This window comes from Serratia sp. DFXYC6, assembly GCF_057196085.1.
In genome coordinates, this window is sequence record NZ_JBXUNV010000002.1 from 37,861 (window position 1) to 63,584 (window position 25,724).

Annotated in this window: 24 protein-coding genes; 10 read left to right on the forward strand and 14 right to left on the reverse strand. The window is 60.9% G+C overall.

From position 1 onward, the window contains the following. Positions 1-6: 6 nt before the first annotated feature. Complete coding sequence (locus AC2CGQ_RS13555) at positions 7-654, forward strand: DsbA family protein (protein ID WP_021505678.1); 648 nt, start codon at positions 7-9, stop codon at positions 652-654. Positions 655-682: 28 nt separating this feature from the next. Here AC2CGQ_RS13555 and AC2CGQ_RS13560 read toward each other — a convergent pair whose 3' ends face one another. Then, positions 683-1,390, reverse strand: coding sequence for a hypothetical protein (locus tag AC2CGQ_RS13560; RefSeq protein WP_021505679.1), 708 nt, complete (start codon positions 1,388-1,390; stop codon positions 683-685). Positions 1,391-1,595: 205 nt separating this feature from the next. Here AC2CGQ_RS13560 and AC2CGQ_RS13565 point away from each other — a divergent pair, with 205 nt between their 5' ends. After that, positions 1,596-3,323, forward strand: a complete 1,728-nt coding sequence (locus AC2CGQ_RS13565; protein WP_103086260.1) for an ABC transporter ATP-binding protein/permease — start codon at positions 1,596-1,598, stop codon at positions 3,321-3,323. 36 nt (positions 3,324-3,359) lie between these two features. Here the strand turns inward: AC2CGQ_RS13565 and agaF are convergent, their stop codons facing one another. The 6 genes from agaF to agaR are packed head-to-tail and all read right to left on the reverse strand — an operon-like array spanning position 3,360 to position 8,040. Further along, positions 3,360-3,794: a PTS galactosamine/N-acetylgalactosamine transporter subunit IIA gene (gene agaF / locus AC2CGQ_RS13570; protein ID WP_103086259.1), complete on the reverse strand. Its 435-nt coding sequence runs from the start codon at positions 3,792-3,794 to the stop codon at positions 3,360-3,362. 10 nt (positions 3,795-3,804) lie between these two features. Next, positions 3,805-4,698, reverse strand: coding sequence for a PTS system mannose/fructose/sorbose family transporter subunit IID (locus AC2CGQ_RS13575; RefSeq protein ID WP_016929936.1), 894 nt, complete (start codon positions 4,696-4,698; stop codon positions 3,805-3,807). Further along, entirely contained in the window at positions 4,688-5,467 is a 780-nt protein-coding gene (agaW, locus tag AC2CGQ_RS13580) for a PTS N-acetylgalactosamine transporter subunit IIC (protein ID WP_015378935.1), read from the reverse strand. Before agaW ends, AC2CGQ_RS13575 begins: the two co-directional genes overlap by 11 nt. Before the next feature lie 14 nt (positions 5,468-5,481). Further along, on the reverse strand, positions 5,482-5,958 hold the full coding sequence (agaV, locus tag AC2CGQ_RS13585; RefSeq protein WP_015378936.1) for a PTS N-acetylgalactosamine transporter subunit IIB: 477 nt from the start codon (positions 5,956-5,958) through the stop codon (positions 5,482-5,484). Between the two features lies 1 nt (position 5,959). After that, on the reverse strand, positions 5,960-7,243 hold the full coding sequence (locus tag AC2CGQ_RS13590; protein WP_103086258.1) for a D-tagatose-bisphosphate aldolase, class II, non-catalytic subunit: 1,284 nt from the start codon (positions 7,241-7,243) through the stop codon (positions 5,960-5,962). Between the two features lie 23 nt (positions 7,244-7,266). Further along, positions 7,267-8,040 carry a transcriptional repressor AgaR gene (gene agaR / locus AC2CGQ_RS13595; protein ID WP_004931804.1) on the reverse strand — a complete coding sequence of 258 codons (774 nt, stop codon included), beginning with the start codon at positions 8,038-8,040 and terminating at the stop codon, positions 7,267-7,269. A gap of 503 nt (positions 8,041-8,543) precedes the next feature. Here agaR and AC2CGQ_RS13600 point away from each other — a divergent pair. Continuing rightward, positions 8,544-9,764, forward strand: a complete 1,221-nt coding sequence (locus AC2CGQ_RS13600) for a CynX/NimT family MFS transporter (RefSeq protein ID WP_031300604.1) — start codon at positions 8,544-8,546, stop codon at positions 9,762-9,764. Here the strand turns inward: AC2CGQ_RS13600 and AC2CGQ_RS13605 are convergent. From AC2CGQ_RS13605 to AC2CGQ_RS13615, 3 genes are all read right to left on the reverse strand, one after another. Next, positions 9,757-9,924, reverse strand: a complete 168-nt coding sequence (locus AC2CGQ_RS13605; protein WP_021505683.1) for a hypothetical protein — start codon at positions 9,922-9,924, stop codon at positions 9,757-9,759. The two genes, AC2CGQ_RS13600 and AC2CGQ_RS13605, sit on opposite strands and share 8 nt — an antisense overlap. Before the next feature lie 23 nt (positions 9,925-9,947). Continuing rightward, on the reverse strand, positions 9,948-10,061 hold the full coding sequence (locus AC2CGQ_RS13610) for a YmiA family putative membrane protein (protein ID WP_049232362.1): 114 nt from the start codon (positions 10,059-10,061) through the stop codon (positions 9,948-9,950). A 388-nt stretch (positions 10,062-10,449) separates the two neighbouring features. Beyond that, a complete protein-coding gene (locus AC2CGQ_RS13615; RefSeq protein WP_099982454.1) occupies positions 10,450-12,102 on the reverse strand; it encodes a multidrug ABC transporter permease/ATP-binding protein in 1,653 nt (550 codons plus the stop codon). A gap of 177 nt (positions 12,103-12,279) precedes the next feature. On the opposite strand from AC2CGQ_RS13615, the gene AC2CGQ_RS13620 reads away from it, so the two are divergent. The 3 genes from AC2CGQ_RS13620 (at position 12,280) to lldD (ending at position 16,289) form a co-directional block, all read left to right on the forward strand. Then, positions 12,280-13,200 (forward strand): LysR family transcriptional regulator, encoded by a 921-nt coding sequence (locus AC2CGQ_RS13620; protein ID WP_021505685.1) that lies wholly within the window; start codon positions 12,280-12,282, stop codon positions 13,198-13,200. A 323-nt stretch (positions 13,201-13,523) separates the two neighbouring features. Then, positions 13,524-15,107: an L-lactate permease gene (locus AC2CGQ_RS13625; RefSeq protein ID WP_242141920.1), complete on the forward strand. Its 1,584-nt coding sequence runs from the start codon at positions 13,524-13,526 to the stop codon at positions 15,105-15,107. 42 nt (positions 15,108-15,149) lie between these two features. Continuing rightward, complete coding sequence (lldD, locus tag AC2CGQ_RS13630; protein ID WP_033632193.1) at positions 15,150-16,289, forward strand: FMN-dependent L-lactate dehydrogenase LldD; 1,140 nt, start codon at positions 15,150-15,152, stop codon at positions 16,287-16,289. Between the two features lies 1 nt (position 16,290). Here lldD and AC2CGQ_RS13635 read toward each other — a convergent pair whose 3' ends face one another. Both AC2CGQ_RS13635 and AC2CGQ_RS13640 read right to left on the reverse strand, forming a co-directional pair. After that, complete coding sequence (locus AC2CGQ_RS13635) at positions 16,291-17,100, reverse strand: molybdenum cofactor biosynthesis F family protein (protein ID WP_261438678.1); 810 nt, start codon at positions 17,098-17,100, stop codon at positions 16,291-16,293. Positions 17,101-17,136: 36 nt separating this feature from the next. Next, the gene (locus tag AC2CGQ_RS13640) at positions 17,137-18,402 is read right to left on the reverse strand and encodes an MFS transporter (protein WP_015378944.1); all 1,266 of its coding nucleotides are present in this window, start codon (positions 18,400-18,402) and stop codon (positions 17,137-17,139) included. 669 nt (positions 18,403-19,071) lie between these two features. Here AC2CGQ_RS13640 and AC2CGQ_RS13645 point away from each other — a divergent pair. Both AC2CGQ_RS13645 and AC2CGQ_RS13650 read left to right on the forward strand, forming a co-directional pair. Continuing rightward, the gene (locus AC2CGQ_RS13645; protein ID WP_004931740.1) at positions 19,072-19,989 is read left to right on the forward strand and encodes a TIGR03571 family LLM class oxidoreductase; all 918 of its coding nucleotides are present in this window, start codon (positions 19,072-19,074) and stop codon (positions 19,987-19,989) included. A gap of 158 nt (positions 19,990-20,147) precedes the next feature. Further along, positions 20,148-20,579, forward strand: coding sequence for a VOC family protein (locus AC2CGQ_RS13650; RefSeq protein WP_015378948.1), 432 nt, complete (start codon positions 20,148-20,150; stop codon positions 20,577-20,579). A 6-nt stretch (positions 20,580-20,585) separates the two neighbouring features. Here AC2CGQ_RS13650 and AC2CGQ_RS13655 read toward each other — a convergent pair whose 3' ends face one another. Then, positions 20,586-22,130 carry a BCCT family transporter gene (locus AC2CGQ_RS13655; RefSeq protein ID WP_015378949.1) on the reverse strand — a complete coding sequence of 515 codons (1,545 nt, stop codon included), beginning with the start codon at positions 22,128-22,130 and terminating at the stop codon, positions 20,586-20,588. Positions 22,131-22,288: 158 nt separating this feature from the next. Here AC2CGQ_RS13655 and betI point away from each other — a divergent pair, with 158 nt between their 5' ends. Continuing rightward, complete coding sequence (gene betI, locus AC2CGQ_RS13660) at positions 22,289-22,885, forward strand: transcriptional regulator BetI (RefSeq protein ID WP_160125905.1); 597 nt, start codon at positions 22,289-22,291, stop codon at positions 22,883-22,885. Positions 22,886-22,903: 18 nt separating this feature from the next. Here the strand turns inward: betI and AC2CGQ_RS13665 are convergent, their stop codons facing one another. Next, the gene (locus AC2CGQ_RS13665) at positions 22,904-24,673 is read right to left on the reverse strand and encodes an ABCB family ABC transporter ATP-binding protein/permease (protein ID WP_413714697.1); all 1,770 of its coding nucleotides are present in this window, start codon (positions 24,671-24,673) and stop codon (positions 22,904-22,906) included. 179 nt (positions 24,674-24,852) lie between these two features. Here AC2CGQ_RS13665 and AC2CGQ_RS13670 point away from each other — a divergent pair, with 179 nt between their 5' ends. Then, complete coding sequence (locus AC2CGQ_RS13670) at positions 24,853-25,710, forward strand: AraC family transcriptional regulator (RefSeq protein ID WP_015378952.1); 858 nt, start codon at positions 24,853-24,855, stop codon at positions 25,708-25,710. Positions 25,711-25,724 lie beyond the last annotated feature (14 nt).

A 25,724-nucleotide genomic window follows, 5' to 3' on the forward strand; every position in this document is an offset into this window, starting at 1 on the left:
GTAAAAATGACCGAAACCACTCTGCATTACATTTTCGATCCGCTGTGCGGCTGGTGCTACGGCGCCGCGCCGCTGGTGAAAGCGGCTCAAAGTCTCCCCGGGTTGAAGGTTGTGCCGCACGCCGGCGGCATGATGACCGGCAACAATCGCCGCCAGATCACCGACGAGTGGCGCAACTACGTCATTCCGCACGACAAACGCATCGCCGAAATGACGGGCCAGCCGTTCGGCGAAGCCTATTTCAACGGCCTGCTGCGCGACACCACGGCGGTGATGGATTCCGAACCGCCGATCACCGCTATCCTGGCGGCGGAAAAGCTGTCTGGACGCGGGCTGGATATGTTGCACCGCATTCAGCAGGCGCACTATCAGGAAGGCCGGCGCATCGCCGACACGCCGGTGCTGGAGGCGTTGGCGAAAGAGCTGGGGTTGCCTTCGGCGGCGTTTATCGCCGAAATGCGCTTCAACAGCGGCGCACCGACCGCGCAACACATCGCGGAAAGCCGGGCGTTGCTGGCCAAAGTGCAAGGCCAGGGCTTCCCGACCTTTGCGCTGCAGGATAGTGATGGCCGCCTGCATCTGCTGCCGGCCGGCAACTATCTGGGTAATGTGGAAGCCTGGAAGAACCTGCTGGGCGCCGCCGCGCTGGCATAACCCTGCTCGCCCCGATCGCCGGGGCGGGTCATTCTACCCGCACGAACCGCCCTTCCGCCCGCACGTTGTGACCGAACCCGCAATCGCCCCGCGTGTGCATTTCCAACGCTTGCTCGCCAAACTCCATCGTCACGTCGCAGACCTGCGCGCTTTCCGCTTCATGCTGGTGGTAGACAGCCTTGCCGTGTTCGATCGGCAGCTCGGCGGAGAAGTCCCCCATGTTCGGCCCGTAATACAGCCCCATCTGCGGCATGGCGTAGCCGGAGAAATCGATCAACCAGCGCTCGCCCTGCGGCTTCACCGCCACTTCGCTCCACACGCCTCGCCCGGCGTATTGCCAGTACACGCCGCCCGGCCCCTGCGGCTGCGGCCGCTGCGCCAGCCGTTGGCGCAACAGGCTCAGGTTGTGCTGCGATTTGTCATCGTGCGGCGCCAGCGCCAGATAGGCCTGCGCCTTGAGCAATTCGCCGGCGTGCATCAGCGACAGCGCCACGTTGTTGTAAGCCGTGGCGACAGCCTGCTCGCTCAGGCCGCAAAACTCGCTCCAGGCCGCCTGATCGCGAAAGATGTCGGCGGCTTTGGCGTAATCTTGCCGCTGATAGGCCTTTTTTCCCAGTTCGGCGTAGCTCGCCACCTTTTGGCAATCGGCGGCGATGTCCGGCTCGTCAATGTGCGCCCAGGCCCGGGCGCTGGCGAAGACGCCGCAGGTCAGCAACAGGGGAAACCAAGCCTTCATCGTTTATCCTTTCTGCAAAAATTCGGCGCCAGTATAACCGCCCTGCGCCGGAGTGTATGCCGCAATTGCGCCCGCCAACGCGCCGCTGGCGATTCAGCCGCCTTATTTCAAACGGTTAGCGAGGTCAAAACTGCTTACAGTCGCAGTTTGTTTGTTACCGGCCCGCGGCCCATGCTGAACGAAATACCGCAATTATCGAGCCGTTATGAACGCAACCCCCTTGCAGAAACACGCCGTTTGGCAGCTGATCAAACCCTTTTGGGTGTCTGAGGAGCGATGGCGCGCCTGGATGATGCTGATCGCCATCGTCATCCTGTCACTCGGCCTGGTCTATATCAGCGTGCTGATCAACCAGTGGAACCAGGTGTTCTACGATGCGCTGCAGAACAAAAACTACCCGGTATTCAAGGCGCAGCTGTGGCGATTTACCTATCTGGCGCTGATCTTCATCGTGCTGGCGGTCTACAAGATCTACCTGACTCAGGGGCTGCAGATGCGCTGGCGGCGCTGGATGACGGAAAAGTTCATGGGGAAATGGCTGGCGCACCAGGCGTATTATCACACCGAGCAGCAGCAGATCGTCGATAACCCCGATCAGCGTATCGCTGAAGATCTCAACGTACTGACCCAATATACCCTGTCGCTGTCGCTCGGGCTGCTCTCCAGCCTGGTGACGCTGTTTTCCTTCATCGACATCTTGTGGCACGTCAGCGGGCCGATGACCTTCGCGCTCGGCCAGCACGCCATCACGCTGCCCGGTTATATGGTGTGGTTCGCGCTGCTGTATGCGGTGCTGGGATCGCTGCTGATCTGGTGGGTCGGCAAACCGCTGGTCATGCTGGGCTTTAACCAGGAGCGGTATGAGGCGAACTTCCGTTTCGGCCTGATCCGCATCCGCGAAAACAACGACGCCATTGCGCTATACCACGGCGAACCGCGCGAGGCGCAACAGTTGGGTGACCGTTTCGACACCATTCGCAGCAACTGGTGGGCGATCATGCGCATCACCCGGCGGCTGAACATCGCCACCAACTTCTACGGCCAGTTCGCCATCGTGTTTCCCCTGCTGGTGGCGGCGCCGCGCTACTTCTCCGGCGCCATTCAGATGGGCGGCCTGATGCAGATCGCCTCGGCCTTCGGCCAGGTGCAGGGTGCGCTGTCGTGGTTTATCGACGCGTTTAACGACTTGGCGACCTGGAAAGCCTGCGTTAACCGTTTGGCCGGCTTCAACGCCGCCGTCGATCAGGTTCACCATCAGCCGCGCGGCATTCAGTTGCGGGAAGAGAGCGCCCATCCGTTGACGCTGGATAACCTCAGCCTGAACTTGCCCGACGGCCAGCCGCTGCTGGCCGGCGCCGAGATGACGCTGCAACGCGGCGATCGCCTGCTGATCGTCGGCCCTTCCGGCTGCGGCAAGTCGACGCTGCTGCGGGCCATCGCCGGTATCTGGCCTTACGGCGCGGGCGCCATCGGGGTGGCGGCCAACGCCAACACGCTGTTCCTGCCCCAGCGCAGCTATATTCCGATCGGCACGCTGCGCGAGGCGCTGAGCTACCCGAGCCTGGCGTCAGAATACAGCGACGAACAGTTGATGCGGGTGCTGGAAAACTGCCGTCTGAAACACCTGCAGCGCTGGCTGGATACCTCCGCCAACTGGAGCCATCGCCTGTCGCCGGGTGAGCAACAGCGGCTGGCGTTCGCCCGCGCCCTGTTGATTCGCCCGAACCTCCTGTTCCTCGACGAAGCCACCAGCGCGCTGGACGACGAAACCGAGCAACTGATGTACTGCCTGCTGGTGGATGAACTGCCGGACATGACGCTGATCAGCGTAGCGCACCGCAACAGCGTGGCGAAGTACCACCAGACCTGCTGGCGCTTCAGCCGCGGCGAAGACCAACCGGCGCGCCTAGCGCTGAGCCCGTTGCCGGCATAACTCACGAAGCCGGGCGCAAGCGCGCCCGGTTTTCGTTCAGATGCCATCGGCCTGCGCGTCTTCGCACTTCACCCGGCGGCGTTCATGCCACAGGCTGGTCAGCCCGCGTTTACCGCTCGCCAGCGCCACCTCGCGAAATTCATCCAGGCTCAGTCCGTCACGTTCCAGCATCATTTCCGCCGCCAACTGCATGTTGACACCGGTCAGCACTTCGCAATCCCCCTGCGCATCCGCCAGCTCGCAGGCGCTGCGAAACGGCGAACCGCCGAGCATGTCGGTGAGGAACACCACGCCGTCCGGCTGCGCCACCGCGGCCAGCGCCGAGCGTAAGGCGTCGTTGAGCTGCGCGGTGCTCATCTGTTCGGGGAAATCGACCGCCGCGCAGTGCCGCTGCGGCCCCACCACCTGTTCCACCGCCTGCAACAGCCCGGTGGCAAAGCCGCCGTGGCCGGTAATCACAATGCCTGGCATAGCCCGCTCCTCACAAAATACCGATAAATTTGCCCGCCACGCCGATCGCTACCGTGACGCCAATCAGCTTCACCGGCGAGAATCCGCGCTTCATCAGGAAGAAAATGAGCAGCGTGAAACACAGCGGCAACAAGTTGGGCATCAGCTTGTCCAGCACGTCGGTCTGCAGCGCCACGCTGGCCTTGCCGGCATGCATCACCAGCGGCGTGGACAGGTGCACATACGAGGCCACCAGCGCGCCGATCACCGTCATGCCGACGATCGATGCGGCGTGAGAAATGCGCCGGGTGTGGGTCTTCAGCAGCGCCAGCGCGCTGGTGCCGGCCTGATAGCCGTAGTGCGCCAGCCCAAAACGCAGGCCGAAGTGGAACAGGTTGAACAGCAGCAGGAAGACGATCGGCCCGAACAGGCTGCCCTCCAATGCCAGCGAAGCGCCTATGCCGGCGCAGATCGGCAGCAGCGTCAGCCAAAACAGCGCGTCGCCGATGCCGCCGAGCGGCCCCATCAGCGCCACTTTCACCGCGCGAATGGTGGAGATTTTCTCCTTGTTCTGCTCCATCGCCAGCACCAGGCCGGACAGGAAGGTGACGTCGAACGGGTGCACGTTGATAAATTCCATGTGCATCTTCATCGAGTTGGCCAGATCCTGCGGGTTGCGGTGGATCTTGCGCAGCCCGGGGATCAACTGATACAGCCAGCCGCCCGCCTGCATGCGCTCGTAGTTGAACGACGCCTGCAACAGCAGCGAACGCCAGGCCATGCGGTTGATGTCGCCGCGCGTCAGCGCTTCGGCGGGCTGGCTGTCCAGATAATCGTCCTGTTCCACCTGGCTGGTGGCCAGCGCCTGCGCCATGCGCTGCTCGGCTTTTTGCGCCAGCAGATCGTCGGAATCGTTAAATGCCATCTTCGGCGTCCTCCTGCGGAGCGGGCCGGGTGGTTGCCTCTGCCGCGCCGCGTTGCGTGTTGAAGAAGTCGATCAGAGCGATCGCCAGAGCCCCCAGCGCCACCGCCAGGATCGGCAGCTTGAGAAACGTGACCGAGATGAAACCGAGGATAAAATAGGCCACGTAGGTTTTTTTCATCATCACTTTCATCAGCAGCGAGAAACCGATCGCCGGCATCATGCCGCCCGCCACCGCCAGCCCGTCCAGCAGCCAGCCCGGCGCCTTCTGCACCATGGCGCTGGCCGCATCGGCGCCGAAGTAAATCGGCAGGAACGCCACCACGAAATAGAAGATGAACAGAATGCTGATGCCCAGGTAATTCACCCGTTCGATGCCGCGCCAGTTCAGCGCTTTCACCATGCGATCGCAGCGGTGCATCATCGGTGAAAACAGCGTAAACAGCAGCGTGATGCAGCCCTGCACCGCAATCGAGAACGGCACCGCCACGCCGATCGCCACTTTAGGATCGGCCTTGGTCAGAATGGCGAATGCGGTGCCGATCACCCCGCCGATCACCACGTTCGGCGGTTGGGCGCCCGCCAGCGGCACCATCCCCATCCACACCAGCTCCAGCGTGCCGCCCACCAGCAACCCGGTATAGACATCGCCCAAAATCAGCCCCACCAGCGGCCCCATCACTACCGGCCGGTGGAAGTGGGTCAGACCGTCGAACAGGTCAACCCCCGCCAGCCCAGCCAACAGCGCAATCAATAACGCATCCGTCAACATGCTTTCCCCCTGGCTCAAAAGAGCAGTTTGCCGATCGACTCGCCCGCTTCATCCGGCACCCGGCGCACTTCGCACTCCACGCCCAGCTCCGCCAGCGCGCGGAACGCGGCCACGTCGCCGTCGTCCAGCGACACCGTTTTGTGCACCTGCCGCTTCCCCTCGGCGAAGTGCATATTGCCGACGTTGACGAAACGGATCGGCACCCCGCCGCGCACCAGCGTCAACACATCCTGCGGCGTTTTGCACACCAGAAAGATCTTCTGCCGATCCGCCGCCTTGTGGATCACGTCAATGGTTTTCTGCAGCGTGAAATAACGGGTCTGCACCCCTTCCGCCACCACCATGTCCATCAGGTTCTGCTGCACCGGATCGGCGGCGGCCTCGTCGTTGGCCACCACCACCAGGTTGGCGCCGAGGGTATTGGTCCAGGTCACGCCTACCTGGCCGTGCACCAGGCGATTGTCGATGCGGGTCATTAAAATGTTCGGCATATCAGCGGCCCTCCGGGTAACAGGCGGCGTGGTAATCGTCGAGCACCTGCGTCACTTTATGCAGCACCCACTCCTGCGGATCGGCGCTCAATTCGCCGGCGTTCAGCGCCCGCGCCTGATCCGGCAGGTACTGGCTGAGCAGCGCCAGCGGCGCCGGGCTGCGGCGCAGGTTGTCCAGCAAACCGTCGACCGCCTGCTGCACCTGCGGCTGCGGCCAGTAGTAACGCACCCGATCGCTCAGGCTGTAGTGGCGATCGAGGTACTGTTGGTGCGGCGTGCCGTGGTAATAGCGGCTCCACTGCTGCGGCTGCTCGCGCATCACCTGCTCCAGCGTGGCGCACAGCTGCGCCGACTGGCGTTCCCCCAGCCATTCGCGTTCGATGCGATCGAGGGCGAACAGCGCTTCGCGCAGCGCAAAGGTCAGCGCCGGCCCCACCTTCAGGATGGCGAAATGATCGCGCACCAGCTGGCGATAGGCCTGCGGCGGTTGGTAGTCCGTGGAGTGCGCTTCATAGATCATGCCCGGCTGCCGTTCGATGAAATGGCTCAGTGCGTCGGCGCGCTGCGGCTGGTAACGTTCGACGCTGTGGTGATCGAACTCGACGCCCGGCTGCACCACCAGCGCAATGGTTCGCTGCCAGGCATCGTTCAGCTCGGCCTTTTGCCAGGCGATACGGTGTGTTTCCAGGGTTTGCGCCACCGCCTGCGGCGTGGTGACCTGCAGGCCCACCAACGCCTCCTGCGCGCCGCCCGGCACCGGCACCTCGGTGCCGATCACATAGACCGGCGCTTCGCCGCCGCTCTGCGCCCAGGCGCGTTCCGCTACCGCGCACAAACGCGCCGCCCGCTCGGCAACCGCGGCATCCCCCAGAGGCGAGGGATCATCGGCGCACGACATGGAACAATCGAGGTGAATTTTGCGAAATCCGGCGCGAACGTAATCGTCTATCAAGGTTTCCGCCAGCGCCATCGCTTCCTGAGCCGGGCGATCTTGCCAAGCGTTGGGCCCCAGATGATCGCCGCCCAGCCACACGCGCTCGCGCGCCAGGCCCACTTCATCCGCCAGACGCCACAGCGCATCGCGAAACTGGGCCGCCGTTTGGCCGGTATAGCCGCCGAACTGATTGACCTGATTGGACGTCGCCTCCACCAACACCGGCGTGCCACGCGCTTTGGCCTGCCGCAGCGCGGCCTTCAGAACCCAGGGATGGGCGGAACAGACGGAAAAGATCCCGACCGGCATACCGGCCTTGTGCTGCTCGACAAGCTGTAACAACTGCTGCATGAAGCCCCCATGCAGGCGCCGTGCTACCGATCGGCGATGATGACCTCAACGCCCAGCTCGGTTAACGCCCGCTCGTAATCGTCCGGAAGACGGCTGTCGGTGATCAGCCGATGGATTTGTCCGGCTTCGCGAATCATGCAAAAGCTCTTGCGACCAAATTTGCTGGCATCCGCCACCGCGATAATCTCGCGCGCCACCTCGCACATTACGCGATTGAGGTGCGCCTCACCGGGGTGAGGCGTGGTGATGCCGGCGCTCAGATCGAACCCGTCGACGCCCAAAAACAGTTTGTCGAAGCGGTACTGACGCAATTGCTGCTCGGCAGCCGGACCGTAGAGCGAGTAAGAGTTGCGGCGCACGCTGCCCCCCAGCACCATGACCTCCACCCCGTCGTTTCCCGAAAGCTCGTAGGCAATGTTCAGCGCATTGGTCATCACCACCAGATCGCGCCGTCCCTTCAGAAACGGCACGATCTGCGCGGTGGTTGAACCGGAATCGAGGATCAGCGCATCGCCGTCGCGCACATAGCCGGCTGCCGCGTTGGCGATCAGCGTTTTGACGTCGCGATTCAACCGCCCTTTGTCCCGCAGCGGCCGATCGAAAGCGAATTGCTGATTGAGCATCGCGCCGCCGTAAGCGCGCAGCGCACACCCTTTTCGTTCCAGAAAGCGCAGATCGTTGCGGATCGTCACCGTGGATACCGCAAACTGTTTGCTGAGCTGCTCCACGCGCACGCTGCCGTGCTCGCATAACAGATCGATAATGTGTTCACGTCGCTTTGCGGTATTCACTGGCATGAGCTGCGGTCCTCAGGTTTCCGGCATCGCCGGGGAGAAGATGGCTTTCGCTCTACTGCGCTGGCATTACAGCAAAGCGAAAGCAATGAAATTGTGATCGGGCTTACAGCCCCGTTTTAGCAAAAAAACCGCCAAAAAACCTTTCGAATCGAAACGGATCGAAAAACCTAAAAGCGGAAGGGGGGAAAAGTGAAATGCCATGACGGGCGATAACCCCCGGAGCGCTGAGGCGTGGGCTGCACGGAAAGCGAAAGCGACGCATGGTGCGCCCCGCGCCATGACTTTTAGTTCACTCAGTGACCAGGATCACATAATGGCAATTATCCGTCGGCCGGCGGGGATTAACCGCCGCCATCCCGCCGGGCCGTCCCCTTGTCAGCACGAGACATCTTCCCTACACTGGCGAACGGATACCGTCGATTTTCGGTACGTAAGCGTTAACGTCAATCAACGCATCACGCCATGCAGCACTGATTGACTGCATGCCTTGGTGCGAGGAACCCATGCCGCAACCCGCTTCACCCCCAGCGTCCACCGGGACCCCGCGTCGCCGGTTACACCGCCCTATTCTGCTGATCGTCGGCATTATGCTGATCGCGGCCAATTTGCGCGCCGCCCTGACCAGCGTCGGCCCGCTGCTGGAGCAGATCCAGCAACAGCTGGCGTTGTCCGCCACCGCCGCCGGCCTGATCAATTCGCTGCCGCTGATCCTGTTCGCCATCCTCTCGCCATTGACCCCGACGCTGGCGAAACGCATCGGTATCGAGCGCACCCTGGGCCTCGCCCTCGCGCTGCTGATCTGCGGCATCGCCCTGCGCTCCCTGCCGCAAGACGCCATGCTATGGCCGGGCAGCATCCTGATCGGCGCCGCCATCGCCTTCGCCAACGTGGTGCTGCCGACGCTGGTGAAAAGAGATTTCCCACATCGCGCCGCCGCGATGATCGCCGCCTATGCGGCGGTGATGTCGCTGGTTGCCGCCATCGCTTCAGGTTTGGCCGTGCCACTGGCTTCGCTGGCCGACCTTGGCTGGCGGTTCTCCTTGTTATGCTGGGGCTTGCCTGCGCTGTTGGCGCTGCTGGTGTGGTTGCCGCAGCTGCGGCGCTCCGCCACACCCGCCACTAAAGAGCCGCAGCCGACGGAGCCGCAACGCTATCGCTCTCCCTGGGGCAGCGCGCTGGGTTGGCAAGTGGCGATGTTCATGGGGCTGCAATCGATCGCCTTCTACACCATCATCGGCTGGTTCAGCGCTTTTGCCGCCAGCCACGGCACCTCCGCTCAGCAGGCGGGTTTCGAACTGTTCGTTTACCAGGTGGTGGCGATCGTCGCCAACTTTGTCATGGTGGTGATTTTGCCGCGGGCGCGCGATCAGCGGGCGATCGCGTTGGGCAGCTCTCTGCTGATCTTCATCGGCGTCGGGGGATTATTGGTGCAACCCGCCAGTTCACTGGTGTGGCTGACGTTTGCCGGGTTGGGGGCGGGGAGTTCGCTGGTGCTGGCGCTGTCGTTCTTTGGATTGCGCAGTCAGCATCATCATCAGGCGACGCTGTTGTCGGGTATGGCGCAATCCGTCGGTTATCTGTTGGCGGCGCTGGGGCCCACCCTATTCGGCCTGCTGCACGATCTGACGGAAGGCTGGCGCTTGCCGTTGATCGCCCTGCTGGGCCTGACCGTCTTGCAAATGCTGTTCGGCGCGCTGGCCGGCCGCAGCCGCGTGATCAGCTAACGCTGCGGCGCAATGGGGGCCGCACGGGCTCAGAGTCGGTGTCCTGCCATAAATCATCAATAAAGGCGCGCTGCTCATCGCTCAGCACCCATGACGGCGGAATTTTGGACTGTGCGCGACGCTCAGCGCCCTCACGGTTTTTAGCCTGCTTTTTGTTCACGAATCGCCTTCCTGCTTAACCTGCTAACTCAGTAACCAGTAAATCACGGCGGCGGTTAACAGCCAGAACAGCCCGCTACCGATAAACACACACAGCCATGCTCTACGTTTGATATCCGATCCATCCTTGCTCACCACAGCGCCCCCAACCAATAGATTAAACCACTCAAACGGCAATTATTGATCTGTTTTAACGATCGATAAAGTCGTTTTTTCCTATGGAAATTTAAAAAACAGCTGCTAGCCATAGACCTGCATCACCGCCTCAGTAAGAACGGCACCGTGGATATCACTGTTATCGGCAGGCGATAACTTGAATTGATAGGCGAACGAACGTGCAGTGTGCCATACCTTGAAAGGTCAAAATCAAACCACTGGTAAATAATTCAACCATCAATTATTTGACTGGTCATAAGCCAAATCGGCAACAGACAGCGCTGAAGGCGGGGGATAAAATGAAGCGACGCACTGGGATCATACGGTGAGAAGCACCGGCCCGCGTTGGTCTCGCTCGGGCCGGCGTGAGTTAACCGATTCTGCTGACGGAATCCCGGCTGGCGTGTTCACGCTCGCTGCCGGTCAGCTCACGTAAATGACCCGAGCGCATCTCAAGCAGCCGATCGGCATGTTCGAAATAGTGATCGTCATGGCTGATGGCAAACACCGTTTTGCCCAGCGCGCGCAGTTCTGGCAACAGCTCGCGATAGAAAATGCGCCGGAATTGCGGATCCTGATCCGCGGCCCATTCATCCAACAGCAAGATATCGCGCTGTTCCGCCACGGCCAGCAGCAAAGCCAGACGCTTGCGCTGCCCCTGCGACAGTTGCGGGTTAGTCACCCTGGCGCCGTCGAACTGCAGCTTGCTTTTCATATTCAACCGCTCGATCCAGCCGGCGACCAGTTCCGCATCGGGTTCGCCGCCTTCCGGCCCTTGCAAACGATCGAACTGATGAAAATCAGTGAAAATCGCCGAAAACAGCCGACGATAGTCCGGCATATCCGCCGCGGTCTGCGCGACGCCATCCAGAACGATGTGCCCGCTCACCGGCCGGTACAACCCGGTCAACAGCATCGCCAGCGTTGACTTGCCGCTGCCGTTGCCGCCGATCAAAAAGATCAGCTCGCCACGCCGCAGCGTCAGATTAAGCGGCCCGACGGCAAAACCGGGCTGTTGCTCCGTATCGGCATAGTGAAAAACCACGTCGCGCAGCTCCAGCGTCTGCCAGGAACGGCCGGCGGCGGCAGGGAACGCCGGTTGGTACTCGGCCAGGCGCAGCGTCTTCAGCTTGTTGAAAGCGACTTCGGCGCTGACCAGCGTCGGAAACGCCCCGACCGCCTGCAGTAATGGCGTGCGCAAGAACAGCAGCGTCAGAGAATACGTGGCGGCCACCGCCGAGTTCGCCCATCCCAGGCTGTTAGCCATAAAGAACACCAGTCCGATCGCCCCCAACATCATGATATTTGACCAGTTGAGCGCACTCAAATGGAAGGTATCGGCGCGAATGATATGGTGGCGGTAAGCTTGCGCATCGGGTTGATAGGTCTGTTCGTACAGCGCCTGCGCTCGCTTGCGGTTTAACGTCAGTTCCTTGCGACCGTCAATCACCGATTCGTAATGATGATAGAGGCGCTCTTCCGACTCGCGCAAACTGGCCATATGGCGATAAACCCGCGAGACCAGGCAACCGCTGCCCACCACGGTGACGGCGACCCACACCGCCGTCACCGCCAGCATTTTCGGTGATAGCCACCCCAGATAGGCCGCCGACCCCAGAGTTAAAATCACCCCTTGCACCAGTTCGGGCAAGCGCACGAAGGCGACGGTGATATTGCGGACATCGCTGGAGAGACTGGCCAACAATGAGGCGCTGCCTAACTGTTCAAGGCGTTCAATATCGGTATCCAGGATGCGCTTCACTAACTGCCCGCGCAGGCGGTAGACGAAGTAATGGCCCAATGTCGTCAGCGCCAATTGCGATCCCAGCGTGACCGCCATCAGCAATGCCAGCAGAGCGAGAAACATCGGCAGCACAGCCAATGCATCGCCGCCGGCGTCCATCAGGTATTGATTGATAAACGCAATGATACCGATACCCAAGCCGGCGCTGGTCATGGTCAATGCCATAACCGCCAGAAATGGCCAACGATACTGGTGATAAACCACCCGTAGCAGTTCCATGAAAAACCTCTGAAGTCGCGATCTGGCAGGCATTGTAAGCGGCGTGAGAATGAGATCAAGACGAATTCTCATTGCTCGCGCAGCCTCTGAGTTCGACGCCAAGGGCATTTTGATGATTGCTTATTGAAACGAGAGACTTACACTGGCGCCACTTGCCGCTGAAGGGAACAGCCGATTATGCTCGCCACTCACGAATACGCCAACGACCTGATTCTGTTTGCCCTGATTGTCGACTGCGGCTCGTTCAGCAAGGCCGCGGAGAGCGCCGGCATCACCAGCTCGGTGGTCAGCAAACGCATCGGGCGGCTGGAAAAATCGCTGGGTGCCCGCCTGCTGTACCGCACCACCCGCAGCCTGACGCTGACCGAAAGCGGCCAGGCGCTCTACCAGCAGGCCAAAGAGATCGGCGCCAAAGTGCAGGAGGCGCTGTACGCCGTCAGCGAAAAGAGCGAAGAGTTGACCGGCACCATCCGTATGTCGGTGCCGACCATTTCGGGCGAGCTGTTGCTGAGCGAAAGCGTGGCGGAATTTTGCGCCCTGCATCCCAGCCTGAAGGTCGAAATGCGGCTGGAAAACCGCTTCGTCGATCTGGTGGAAGAAGGCATCGATCTGGCGATCCGGACCGGCACCATGCCGGATTCCAGCCTGATTGCCCGGCCGATCTTCGATTCCCGCTGGGTGATCGTCTGCTCGCCGGGCTACCTGGAAAGCCACCCGGAACCGCGCAGCGCCGACGATCTGCTGAGCCACAACTGCCTGACCTACACCTACCAGGAGAGCGGCACCGCCAACTGGCTGATGAAGCGGCCGGGGCGCAACGACATCTACGAGCTGCAGGTTAACGGCAACCTGTCGGCCAATAATGCGCGGGCGATCCGCAAAGCGGTGATCGGCGGCCACGGCATCGCCATGGTGCCGCGCTGCATGGTGTATGAAGATTTGCAGGACGGTAAACTGATGGAGATCCTGGCCGGCCACTGCGGCAAAGTGCTGGGCATTTACGCCGTTTATCCTTACACCCGCAATCTGCCGTTAAAAACCCGTCTGCTGATCGAACATATCATCGGTTCCTACCAAAATATCAGCCATTATTTTTGAGTTCCCTGCTCTGATTATTTCCCTGCGGCCGTAAAAAGACGCGGGGATTACCGCATTTTTGGACATGAACTATTGAACATTACCGCTTAATTAATGTGAGCTCACGCATTCATCACACAAAATTACTTCCTATCAAACTGATTTTAAAGCAGTTAATTTAACGCCTCCTGCCAGCCAGTTTCCCACCGCCGGCGCCGTTCGCCGATGTTAAAAAATTACCGCATGGCATCGTCGCCAACGTTGTGATTAGAATGAAAATGTTGCGGTAATTAACCTTTCAGCTACATATCTCTGCCCATAAAAATAATAACCCTGAGGATCTTATGCCCCTGCTTTTCAGTATTGCGCCCATCGTCCTGCTGATTTGGATGATGACCAAAAGGAATGGCGTGCCCTCTTACCTCGCCCTGCCGCTGACGGCCGCCGTGGTGTATGCCGTACAGCTCCTGTGGTTCGATGCCTCGCTGCGGCTGCTGCATGCCAATATCATCACCGCGCTGGTGTCGACGCTGACGCCGATCACCATCATTGCCGGCGCCATCCTGCTCAACAAACTGATGCAGGTAAGCGGCGCGGAAAACGTGGTGCGCCGCTGGCTGGAAACCATCAGCCCCAATCCCGTGGCCCAACTGATGATTATCGGCTGGGCGTTCGCCTTTATGATCGAGGGCGCCAGCGGCTTCGGCACCCCGGCCGCCATCGCCGCGCCGATTCTGGTCGGGCTGGGCTTCAACCCGCTGCGCGTCGCCCTGCTGACGCTGGTGATGAACTCGGTACCGGTCTCCTTCGGCGCCGTGGGCACCCCTACCTGGTTCGGCTTTGCCAATCTCGGCCTGTCGGACGCAAGCCTGCTGGAGATCGGTCGGCAAACCGCGCTGATCCACTTCGTCGCCGGCTTCGTCATTCCTCTGCTGGCGCTGCGCTTTATCGTTTCCTGGCGGGATATCCGCCGCAACCTGCCGTTTATCCTGCTCAGCGTGCTGAGCTGCACTGTGCCCTATCTGTTGCTGGCCCAGGTGAACTATGAGTTCCCGGCGCTGGTCGGCGGTGCAATCGGCCTGGCGCTCTCGGTGCTGCTGGCGCGCGGCGGCATCGGCCTCGCCCGCGGCGACAAACCGCAGAGCGCCGGGCAGGCGGTGCCGTTCATGCAGGTGGTCAAGGCCATGACCCCGACCCTGCTGCTGATTGCTATTCTGATAGTGACGCGTGTCCACCAGCTGGGCCTCAAGGCGCTGCTCAACAACACCGCGCTGCTGTGGCGGGAAAACCTCGGCTGGCTCGGAGAGCTGCGCATCAGCCGGGCGCTGATCGTCGAACTGCAGCAGGTGCTGGGCACCTCCGCCGCCGCCGGCTACAAAACGCTGTATGTCCCGGCGCTGATCCCGTTCCTGTTGGTGGTGCTGCTGTGCATTCCGTTGTTCCGGCTGAATGGCGGCCAGGTGCGGCAAATGTTCAGCGAAACCGGCGGGCGCATCGCGCGGCCCTTTATTGCGCTGTTCGGCGCGCTGGTGATGGTCAACCTGATGATGCAGGGCGGCGACAACGCGCCGGTGATCCTGATCGGTAAAGCGCTGGCGGCGCTGACCGGCGGCAGCTGGCTGCTGTTCTCGTCGTTCCTCGGCGCGCTGGGCTCGTTCTTCTCCGGCTCCAATACCGTTTCGAACCTGACGTTCGGCGGCATTCAGCAGTCGATCGCCCAGAGCAGCGGTCTTGACGTCAACCTGACGCTGGCCTTGCAGTCCGTCGGCGGCGCCATGGGCAACATGGTGTGCCTGAACAACATTATCGCGGTCTGTTCGATCCTCGGGATCGGCAACGCCGAAGGCAAAATCATCAGAAAGACCGTACTGCCGATGCTGGCGTACGGCGGGATTGCGGCCGGTATGGCGGCGATCCTCACGCTCTGACCGACAACTCGTTATCGCAAGCAAGACAAGAAGGTAAACACTATGATCATCTCCGCGTCAACCGACTACCGGGCCGCCGCCCAGGCCAAACTGCCGCCGTTTCTGTTTCACTATATCGACGGCGGGGCCTACGCGGAGCATACGCTGAAGCGCAATACCGCAGACCTGGCCGATATCGCCTTGCGCCAGCGCGTGCTGCGCAATATGTCCGAACTCAGCCTGGAGACCACGCTGTTCGGTGAGCAGCTGGCGATGCCGGTGGCGCTGGGGCCGGTGGGGCTGACCGGCATGTACGCCCGCCGCGGCGAAGTGCAGGCCGCGCGCGCCGCGGCCAAAAAAGGTATTCCGTTCACGCTGTCCACCGTGTCTGTCTGCCCGATCGAAGAGGTGGCGCCGGCGATCGATCGGCCGATGTGGTTCCAGCTCTACGTGCTGAAAGATCGCGGCTTTATGCGCAACGCGCTGGAGCGCGCCAAGGCCGCCGGCGTGAAAACGCTGGTGTTCACCGTCGACATGCCGGTGCCGGGCGCCCGTTATCGCGACGCCCATTCGGGGATGAGTGGCCCTAACGCCGCCCTGCGCCGCGTGCTGCAGGCGTTTACCCATCCGCAGTGGGCCTGGGATGTCGGCCTGTTCGGCAAGCCGCACGATCTGGGCAACGTCTCAGCCTACCGCGGCAAACCGACCAGCCTGGAAGACTACATCGGCTGGCTGGGCGCCAACTTCGATCCGTCTATTTCCTGGAAAGATCTGGAGTGGATCCGCGAATTCTGGGACGGCCCGATGATCATCAAAGGCATTCTTGATCCGGAAGACGCCAAAGACGCGGTGCGCTTCGGCGCCGACGGCATCATCGTCTCCAACCACGGCGGCCGCCAACTGGACGGCGTGCTGTCGACCGCGCGCGCCATGCCGGCGATCGCCGACGCGGTGAAAGGCGACATCACTCTGCTGGCCGATTCCGGCATCCGCAGCGGCCTGGACGTGGTGCGCATGATCGCGCTGGGCGCCGACAGCGTGCTGCTGGGGCGCGCCTTCGTCTATGCACTGGCGGCGGCCGGCGAAGCCGGGGTGGCTAACTTGCTGGATCTGATCGACAAAGAGATGCGCGTCGCCATGACGCTCACCGGCGCGAAAACCATTGCGGAGATCAACGCCGGATCGCTGGTCAGAAACGCCTGAATCAAAGCGGCTGTACCCCTTCCGGGTAGGCGTTGTAGCTCATCTTGCTGATGAACGCCCCGGCCGGTGACACCAACACCCGGCCGGCGGCGTCCAACCCGAGGAAGGTGCCGGTGCAGCGCCCGGAGACAAAGTCGAAGAAGAACACCGAGCACACCGGGATAATCTTTTCCCGGAAGGTGAACAGGAACATCTCGTCCTCAAACTTGTAGTAAGTGGCGTAGTCCATGTCGCCGTGGCCGAATTGTTCGCCGCGCAGGTTTTGCCAGGCGTAGCGCTCGGTGTTGACGTAGAAGTGTTCGTAATAGTGGTTGGGGCTGTAGACATTCAGCGTGCGATAACCGATCAGCTCGCGGGTCAGATGCGGCGCGACGCCGCCCGGCGTGACGCCGGCAATCTGCCCAACGTGGAAGCTTTGCTTGAGGCGGGATCCCTTTTCCACCGTTTGTTCGGGCAACAGCGTGCTGCGCACCAGCAGCGCCCGGCCGCTGTCGCGGTTGAGCACCAGCGTCAGGCATTCGTTGCCCGGCGACTGCAACGGAATATTGAAGAAATAGCGCGCGGCGGAGGTTTGCACCTCTTCGTAAGCGTCCTCGCCGCTCTCCCCTCCCCAGGCCCACAGCACCCGCTGCCGATCGGCGCTGAAACGCAGCGTGATTTCCCCGCCGTCTTCAAAGGCGATCTGCAACGTTTTGCCGCGCCAGTCCTGAGTGCCCGGCAGCCGGTTGGTGTCGATGCCGCGCGCAAAATCGTCGTAATTCTTCCAGTCCGGTTCGGCATTTTGATTCAGTACGGATGGTTCTGCTGACATCTTCGCTCTCCTTGATTGAATGGGATGAAAACCGCCTCAGACGTCGGCGATGCCCGCCGGTTTCACCGCTCGGCGGTTCACCACGGCAGGGGCAGTTTCATCGAGAAAACAACTCAGTACGCCGGCGCACACGGCGCCGGCGGCCGCCAGCCACATCACGCTGACCAGCCCGTAGCGATCGGCGATCAGCCCGGCGATAAACGGCGCCAGGCAGCCGCCAATCACCTCGCCAATTCCCATCACCAGCCCCAACGCGGTAGCGATGCGCGCCGGCGACACCGTTTCAGACGGGATGGTGGCCATAAACAGCGTGAAACAGCCAAGGCCGGTATAAGACAGGAACACCAGCACGCCCAGCAGCCACGGGTTATCGACGTAGCTCAGAAACAGCGGGCAGCACACCGCCAGCAGCGAAAAGAAGATCAGCGTCGGCTTGCGGCCGAAGCGATCGGAAATCGCCGGCACCGCCACGCCCCAGAACACCCAGGCGGCGCCGATGGCGCTCATGATGCCGCCCATCGTGCCTTCGCCGAAGCCGCGGTCGGTCACCAAAAAGTTGGGGGTGAAGGTAATGATGATCATGAACCAGGTGACGAACACACAGGAGATCAGAATGCACAGCGCCACGTTCTTGATTTTGAACAGCTCGCCGTAAGCACCTTTGTTCGCCGTCTTGTCGGCCGCCGGCACTGCGCTGAAAGCGGGATCCTTCTTGCCGTTCACATAGCGATAGATCAGCCACGCCAGAATGATGCCCGGCACGGCGGTCAGGTGAAACGCCATGCTCCAGCCCCACTTCTGCGCCAGATAGATGATCAGCGGCGGCGCGATAATACCGCCCAACAATCCCGGCGCCGCGCCCTGGATCAATCCCATGTTGAAACCGCGGCGCTGCGGCTGCGATTTTTCCACCATCAACGACTGTGCGATCGGCAATACCGGCCCTTCGGCGATCCCCATCAACGCCCGGAAGATCAATAGCATGGCAAAGCCGCTGACCAACCCCGACAGCGCGGAGAACAGCGAAAACACCAGGATCGACAGGATCAGCATCGGTTTACGGATATTAAAACGATCGGCTATCGCCCCCAGCCCGGCGCCAGACAGCGCCCAGGTTAACGCCAGCACCGCCGACAGGGTGCCGAGATGCACGTTGCTGAGCTTGAGGTCGGCGGCAATCATCGGAAACAGAAACGAGATGGTCAGACGGTCGACAAACACGCAGCCGAAAACGAAAAATAAAATAATCAGCAACCGGTTCTCTTCACTTAATGCGCTGCGAGGCTCTGGCGATGTATTCATAGCGTCATTTGTCCATAAGTTAACTTATGAATGGCGACCCGCCATGGCATAAGTGTGTTAAGCGCTCGGCCAAGAGAGAAATTGGCCCTCCGTCACGACAACAACTCATTAACATGTTAATGACATAAAATTATCGCAAGCCGGCGGTCTGTCAACCGGCGCTTTCTTAGAGACGAATGAAGTTTTTGTTCGGTACTATTTTAAAATCGCATTATCACAAAAAGATATTTTACCCTTCTGTTTTTACAGCCAATAAAATAATAACGGGTATTTTTCTTCGGTTAAAAACGCCTATTTTCACGCCATTTGCGAATAATCTCAACGATCACTCTTCAGGCTTATTAATTTTTTACCCGTATTGAATGAACGCTGGGGAATATTCAGTTTTATTTTTATCTATTGAATCATTTAGTTTTATTTTATTGCCGCACAACAAACTAACTCTCATGAGGGAAAGGCTATTGGCAGAGTTACATAATTTCATCTGGACAATAGCAAAAGCGCAGAGCGTGACGTAAATCACGGCAATCATGCCGTATCCTGTAAGGTAATTATGCTCGCAACAGCAATTATCTATTGCGATTAGGGCTGTTTATCTCAATTAATCGTCATGCAACACTTCGTGCCATCGTTCGACACCGCGCCGCAAGGCCTGAGACGGAGTGACACATGAGCATCGAAAGACTAACCCGGGAGCCGCTTTCCATCGGTATTGAGCTGCCGTTGGACAATGATTGGTCCACCAGCGGGCAGCTGAAACGCCAGCAGGACGGGCGGCCGTTCGGCGTACCGGACATGAGTGAACACGCTGCGCGCATCAAGCTGGCCGATGAGCTCGGCTTTCGCGCCGCCTGGGTTCGCGACGTGCCGCTGTACGATCCTGACTTCGGCGACGCCGCGCAGGTGTTTGAGACCTTTACCTACCTCGGCTACCTGTCCAGCCTGACGCGCAATATTCTGCTGGGCACCGCGGCCGTGGTGCTGCCGCTGCGCCAGCCTTGGCTGGTGCGCAAAGCGGCTTCCACGCTGCAAACGCTGAGCGGCGATCGTCTGCTGCTCGGCGTCGCCAGCGGCGATCGCCCCGTGGAGTACCCGCTGTTCGGCGCCGATTACGCCGCGCGCGGTGAAAACTTCCGCACCAGCGTCGGCATTCTCAAAGGTGAAGCCGACAGCGCGCTACAGCCCGGATTGCGCCTGCTGCCGGCCACGCCGCCGCCGCCGCTGCTGGTCGCCGGGCTGGCGCAACAAACGCCCGAGTGGGTGGGCAAAAATATGGATGGCTGGCTGTCATATCCCGGCACGCCTGCGGACCACGTTTCGCGAGTCAAACTCTGGCGTAACGTAGCCGGTGACAAGCCCTACGTCAGCTTTATTCATCTCGACCTCACCGATAACGCCGACGCGCCGATTCAGCGCCATCGCTTCGGCATCAAGAGCGGCCGCAATGGATTGATTCAGGAACTGAGCGCCATGCGTGACGCCGGGGTCAACCACATCGGCCTGCATTTCCGCCGCAACCAGCGGCCGCTGGAAGAGACGATGCAGGAGATCGGTCAACTGGTGTTGCCGGAATTCCATCGCGCCTGAAGCCCGCTTTAGCCCGCTATTCCGACCTGAGCGGGTCTTTGCCCCGTTACCGGGGCTTTTTTATTTCCGCCGCTGCTAGTTCATAACAACTCAGTCTAATCCCTGCGGCCAAACGGCGGCATGATGACGGGGAAACGAGCCACCATGAGGAATGAGCAATGACGGCAAAACTGACAGAAGCGGGCTTTTGGCGCAAAACCGCCGACTCTTCATCGCTGCGCGAGCCGCGCGTGCTGATCCGGGTCTACGTCGACGAAGGCGAGATTGACCGCGCCATTGCGTTTTACGAGCGGCTGCACGGCGTGGAAGCGGATATGCGTTTCGACTTTCCCGAACATCGGCTGGTGCTGGCGGCGGTGGGGCCGTTTCTGATCCTGGAAGGCTCGGAAGAAAGCCTGCGTCCTTTCCGCAGCACCGTCGGCACGTTGCTGGTCGATGACATTTATCCTTACCACCAGCGGCTGCTGGCCGCCGGGGCCGATATCTTCTTTGGCCCGGTGGACGTGCCCACCGGCGCCTGTTTCAATGCGCGCCTGCCGGACGGCACGATTATCGAATACGTGCATCACCGGCCGCGCGCGGACGAATAAGCCGCCTCAAGGGAGCGCCGGCGTCATGGCGTAACCGCGCAGATCCTTGCGCAGGCTGACCATGTACAACACGATCACCGCCGAGAACGGCAGGCCGCACAGCACCACCGCGGTCTGCATCGCGCTGAAACTGCCGGCGTACAGCAACCCGGCGCAGATCAAGGTGGTGACCGCCGCCCAAAATACCCGCAGCCAGGCCGGCGCGTCATCGTGGGCGGAACCGCCCTGGCAGGAGAGGTTCGCTATCATCAGCGTGCCGGAATCAACCGGCGTCAGGAACAGCACGAAACTGATCACCACCACAAAACCGGCGGTCAGCTGGGTATAGGGCAGGTATTCGAACAGCTTGAACACCGCCATCGGCGGATCGCTTTGCGCCACCTGCCCGAGGATCGCCTGCCCGCCTTCCAACACCAGGCTGATGGCGGTATTGCCGAAGATCGACAGCCACGCCAGCGTGAAGCCCAGCGGGATCAGCAACACGCCGAAGATCAATTCACGAATGGTGCGCCCTTTGGAAATGCGCGCGATGAACAGCCCGACAAACGGCGCCCACGCCACCCACCAGGCCCAATAGAACAACGTCCAGGCGCCCTGCCACTGGCGCGCCTTGCCGTACAGATACATATCGAAGCTGCGGCTGACCAGCGAAGTGAGATAATCGCCGAGGTTCTGCAACATGCCGTTGAGCAGATTCAGCGTCGGGCCGGCCAGAAACACGAACAGCAGCAACAGGCACAGGAAGCCGACGTTGATGTTCGACAGCATCGCAATGCCCTTCTCGACGCCGGTGACCGCCGCCAGCGTGGCCACCACCATCATCACCACGATCAGCGCCAGCAGCACGCCGGTGCTTTGCGGAATATCGAACAGATAAAACAGCCCCGAGTTCACCAGCAGTGCGCCGATCCCCAGGTTGGTTACCATCGAAATCACCGTCACCAGAATGCCGAAGCTGTCCACCAGATGGCCGGCGCCGCCGTGGGTGCGCTCGCCGAAGATCGGGTATAACGCAGAGCGCAGCGCCAACGGCAGGCCGCGGCAATAGGCGAAATAGGCCAGCGCGGTGGCGATCAGCGCATACAGCGCCCAGCCGTGCAGCCCCCAGTGCAAAAAGGTCAGCGCCATCGCCTGCCGCGCCGCCTGCACGGTGCCGCCGCTGCCTTCCGGTGGCGACAAAAAATGATCCAACGGCTCATAGGCGCCGTAGTACACCAGCGCAATGCCGATGCCCGATGAGAACAGCATCGCCACCCACGAGGGATAGCTGAACTGCGGCGGTTCGTCATCCTGGCTGAGGCGAATATGGCCGAAGCGCGACAGCGCCAGCCAGAAGACGAACACCATGCAGGCGACCATCAACAGCATGTAGTACCAACCGAACACGTCGGCGACCCAACTTTGCGCGACGTTCAACCACTGTTTGCTGGCTGCGGGAAACAGCACGACCAGCGATCCCAGCAGCAGGATCACCGCCGCCGAGCCGAAAAATACCGGGACATTCAATCTGACAGGTTCTTCGTCAAGCGATGGAGGAGTTTTTGTTGTCATTGGCAGGCTTCCATGATGCGAAAGACAGACGATTTAAATGCAACTTTTAATTAACATTTCATCGTCATTTATTTGACATTTTCGCAGCATATAGAGTATTGATTGACCGTTCAATCAATCAAATCCAAAGTGTGATTGGCCTATCAGTTGAGGAAAATATGTACCGAAGAGACATTCCGGAGCAGCGTAAGGAGCAGTTGATTAACGCCGCCTTCGAGACCATAAACGTCGTCGGGCTGGCCGGCGTCACCCTGTCTCAGGTCGCGAAAGAAGCCGGGCTGTCGACCGGCATCGTCAGCCACTATTTTGGCGATAAAGAGGGGTTGCTGAGCGCCACCATGCGCAAGATCCTGCGCGATCTGCGCGACGCGGTGGCCGAGTGCCGCGCGCAAGCGGCGAGCGACAGCCAGTCACAGCTGTTCGCCATTATCCAGGGCAACTTCCACCCCAGCCAAACCAACGCCGTGTCCATGCGCGCCTGGCTCGACTTCTGGGCCGCCAGCATGCATCAGCCGGTGCTGCGCCGCCTGCAGCGCGCCAACGATCGGCGGCTCTATTCCAATATTTGCTGCCAGTTCCGCCGCGAGCTGCCGCTGCAGCAGGCGCGCGACGCGGCGCGCGGGCTGGCGGCGATGATCGATGGGCTTTGGCTGCGCGGCAGCCTGGCCGGCGGCGAGACAGACCTAAAGCAGGACTGCCGCATCGCCTGCGACTACGTGGCGCAGCGGCTCAACGCCGCCCAGCAGCAGGGGTGAACGTGAACGGCGGCTCCATCAGTGCGGTTCCTGCTCTTCACTGTACTGGGTTTGCCACATGGCGGCGTAGCGGCCGTTCGCGGCCAGCAACGCCTCGTGCCCCCCGCGCTCGACGATCTCCCCCGCCTCCAGCACGATAATTTCATCGGCATCCACCACGGTGGAGAGCCGATGAGCGATCACCAGCGTGGTGTGGTTGCGGCTCACCTCGCGCAGGTGCCCCTGGATTTCGCGCTCGGTCTGGGTATCCAACGCGCTGGTCGCCTCGTCAAACACCAGGATGGCCGGATTTTTCAGAATGGTGCGCGCAATCGCCACCCGCTGCTTTTCCCCGCCCGACAGCTTCAGCCCGCGCTCGCCCACCCGGGTGTCGTAACCGTCGGGCAGACCGACGATAAAATCATGGATATGCGCCAGCCGCGCCGCCCGCTCGATATCTTCATCGCTGGAGCCGGTTTTGCCGTAACCGATGTTATAACGCAACGTATCGTTGAACAGCACCGTATCCTGCGGCACGATGCCGATCGCCTGCCGCAGGCTGGCCTGGGTCAGCTGGCGAATGTCCTGGCCGTCGAGGGTAATAGCGCCCCCTTGCACGTCGTAAAAGCGGAACAGCAGGCGCGACAGCGTGGACTTGCCCGCGCCGGAGGCGCCGACCACCGCCACCGTGTGGCCCGCCGGAATGGTAAAACTCACCTGCTTGAGGATCGGTCGACGCGTGTCGTAACCGAAGCTGACCGCGTCGAACCTCACTTCGCCGCGATCGAGGCGCAGCGGCTGCGCATCCGGGTTATCGACGATCTCACGCGGTTCCTGCAGCAGATCGAACATGTTCTCCATGTCGATCAGCGCCTGGCGCACCTCGGAATAAATAAAGCCGAAGAAGTTCAGCGGCTGATACAGCTGCAGCAGATAGGCGTTGACCAGCACGAAGTCGCCGACCGTCATCGTCCCCTGCGTAATGCCCCGCGCCGCCATGGTCATCATCACGATCAGTCCGATCGAGATAATGGCGGTTTGCCCCAGGTTGATCGCCGTAAAACTGAATTGGTTCTTGATGGCGGCGTATTCGTACAGCCGGCGCGACAGGTCGAAACGCTCGGCCTCGAACTCTTCATTGCCGAAGTACTTCACGGTCTCATAGTTCAGCAGGCTGTCGATGGATTTGCTGTTGGCGTCGGCGTTGGCCTTGTTGAGCTCGCGGCGAAAGCGGGTGCGCCAGCTGACCGCCAGCACGGTGAACAGGATGTAGCAACCGACCGTCGTCAGGATCGCCAGCGCGAACCAGCCGTTCAGCATATGCCACATGATCGCCGTGACCAGCGAGAGCTCGAACAGGATCGGCACGATGGAGAACAGCAGCCGCGACAGCACCGTGGACACCGCCTGAGTGCCGCGCTCGATGGACAACGACAATCCGCCGGTCTGGCGCTCCAGATGGAAACGCAGGCTCAGCGCATGCAGCTGGCGGAACACCCGCACGCCCAACAGGCGCGTGGCGTTCTGGCTGACGTGGATAAACATCACGTTGCGCAGTTCCTCAAACAGCGCGCCGCCCACCCGCGCCACGCCGTAGGCGACGATCAGCCCCAGCGGCACCGCCAGCATTTTCGCCGTCTCGCCGCTCAGCGCATCGACCATCGCTTTATAAGCCAGCGGCACCAGCGTGGTGCTGACCTTGGCCGCCACCATGAACACGAAGGCCACCACCAGATACCAACGCAGCCGCGGGTTATCTTTCGGCCACAGATAGGGCAGCAGGAATTTCAGCAAACGGGAACGATCCATCATGTAATATTCATCTTCTCGGTCGGGATCGCGGCGCACAGCCGCGCGGGGTTATGAGTTTGGCCTGGCCGGCGGCGAACGCCGCACCATTCCGTTTTCCTGCAGCGATAACTCAGCATCATCCGTCAGGAGAAGCGGCGGCGGCTCGGGCAAAGTTCAGGCATGGAGGAGACAATCACATGACCCAGACGTATGCAAAGCGTTTTGCGCTGGTCTTTGACTATATCGACCGCCACCTGGACGAGGCGCTCACCGTCGAAAAACTGAGCGAAGTGGCTCACTTTTCGCGCTTTCACTTTCAACGCCAGTTTAGCGCGTATTGTGGCATCTCGGTGTGGCGTTATATCCAGTGGATGAGGCTCAAACGCGCCTCGTACCGCCTGGCGTATAACCCGCTGGAGCCGGTGATTGACATCGCGCTGGACGCCGGTTTTCAAAACCCGGAGTCCTTCAGCCGCGCCTTCAAACAGGCGTTCAGCCAAACGCCAAGCCAGTTTCGCAAACGGCCGGCCTGGATCGATTGGCAACAGCGCTTTCCCGAGCCGAAACACAAAAGGAAACAACCCATGAAGGTAGACATTCTCGACTTCCCGGCCACGCCGGTGGCGATGATCGAACATCGCGGCCCATCCGCGCTGGTCAACGAAACCGCCGCACGCTTTATCGAGTGGCGCAAAACCAGCGGCCTGTCGCCGGTCAGAAGCAGCCGCACTTACGGCATCGCGCCGCACGATCCGGCCACCACCGAAGCGCAGGACTTCCGCTTCTACATCTGCGGAGAGGTCACTGCGCCGATCCCGGAGGACAACGCCTTCGGCGTGGTGAACAGCACGCTGCCGGCCGGGCGCTGCGCGGTGCTGCGCCATCTCGGATCGCTGGATGGGCTCTCGGAAAGCGCCCGCTATCTTTACAGCGAGTGGTTGCCGGCCAGCGGCGAGGAGCTGCGCGATTTCCCGCTCTATTTCCACTACCACAACTTCGTGCACGAGGTAGCGGAATATGAACTGGTGACCGATCTTTATCTGCCGCTGAAATAGCTGACATCCGGCTC

Coding starts and splice junctions, on each gene's coding strand:
- AC2CGQ_RS13615 (WP_099982454.1), bottom strand. CDS start 12,102: ATGGAACTGCTACGGGTGGTTTATCACCAGTATCGTTGGCCATTTCTG.
- AC2CGQ_RS13635 (WP_261438678.1), bottom strand. CDS start 17,100: ATGTCAGCAGAACCATCCGTACTGAATCAAAATGCCGAACCGGACTGG.
- AC2CGQ_RS13555 (WP_021505678.1), top strand. CDS start 7: ATGACCGAAACCACTCTGCATTACATTTTCGATCCGCTGTGCGGCTGG.
- AC2CGQ_RS13600 (WP_031300604.1), top strand. CDS start 8,544: ATGCCGCAACCCGCTTCACCCCCAGCGTCCACCGGGACCCCGCGTCGC.
- AC2CGQ_RS13625 (WP_242141920.1), top strand. CDS start 13,524: ATGCCCCTGCTTTTCAGTATTGCGCCCATCGTCCTGCTGATTTGGATG.
- AC2CGQ_RS13640 (WP_015378944.1), bottom strand. CDS start 18,402: ATGAATACATCGCCAGAGCCTCGCAGCGCATTAAGTGAAGAGAACCGG.
- AC2CGQ_RS13665 (WP_413714697.1), bottom strand. CDS start 24,673: ATGGATCGTTCCCGTTTGCTGAAATTCCTGCTGCCCTATCTGTGGCCG.
- lldD (WP_033632193.1), top strand. CDS start 15,150: ATGATCATCTCCGCGTCAACCGACTACCGGGCCGCCGCCCAGGCCAAA.
- AC2CGQ_RS13670 (WP_015378952.1), top strand. CDS start 24,853: ATGACCCAGACGTATGCAAAGCGTTTTGCGCTGGTCTTTGACTATATC.
- AC2CGQ_RS13620 (WP_021505685.1), top strand. CDS start 12,280: ATGCTCGCCACTCACGAATACGCCAACGACCTGATTCTGTTTGCCCTG.
- betI (WP_160125905.1), top strand. CDS start 22,289: ATGTACCGAAGAGACATTCCGGAGCAGCGTAAGGAGCAGTTGATTAAC.
- AC2CGQ_RS13575 (WP_016929936.1), bottom strand. CDS start 4,698: ATGGCATTTAACGATTCCGACGATCTGCTGGCGCAAAAAGCCGAGCAG.
- AC2CGQ_RS13590 (WP_103086258.1), bottom strand. CDS start 7,243: ATGCAGCAGTTGTTACAGCTTGTCGAGCAGCACAAGGCCGGTATGCCG.
- agaW (WP_015378935.1), bottom strand. CDS start 5,467: ATGTTGACGGATGCGTTATTGATTGCGCTGTTGGCTGGGCTGGCGGGG.
- AC2CGQ_RS13650 (WP_015378948.1), top strand. CDS start 20,148: ATGACGGCAAAACTGACAGAAGCGGGCTTTTGGCGCAAAACCGCCGAC.
- AC2CGQ_RS13645 (WP_004931740.1), top strand. CDS start 19,072: ATGAGCATCGAAAGACTAACCCGGGAGCCGCTTTCCATCGGTATTGAG.
- agaR (WP_004931804.1), bottom strand. CDS start 8,040: ATGCCAGTGAATACCGCAAAGCGACGTGAACACATTATCGATCTGTTA.
- agaF (WP_103086259.1), bottom strand. CDS start 3,794: ATGCCAGGCATTGTGATTACCGGCCACGGCGGCTTTGCCACCGGGCTG.
- AC2CGQ_RS13560 (WP_021505679.1), bottom strand. CDS start 1,390: ATGAAGGCTTGGTTTCCCCTGTTGCTGACCTGCGGCGTCTTCGCCAGC.
- AC2CGQ_RS13655 (WP_015378949.1), bottom strand. CDS start 22,130: ATGACAACAAAAACTCCTCCATCGCTTGACGAAGAACCTGTCAGATTG.
- agaV (WP_015378936.1), bottom strand. CDS start 5,958: ATGCCGAACATTTTAATGACCCGCATCGACAATCGCCTGGTGCACGGC.
- AC2CGQ_RS13565 (WP_103086260.1), top strand. CDS start 1,596: ATGAACGCAACCCCCTTGCAGAAACACGCCGTTTGGCAGCTGATCAAA.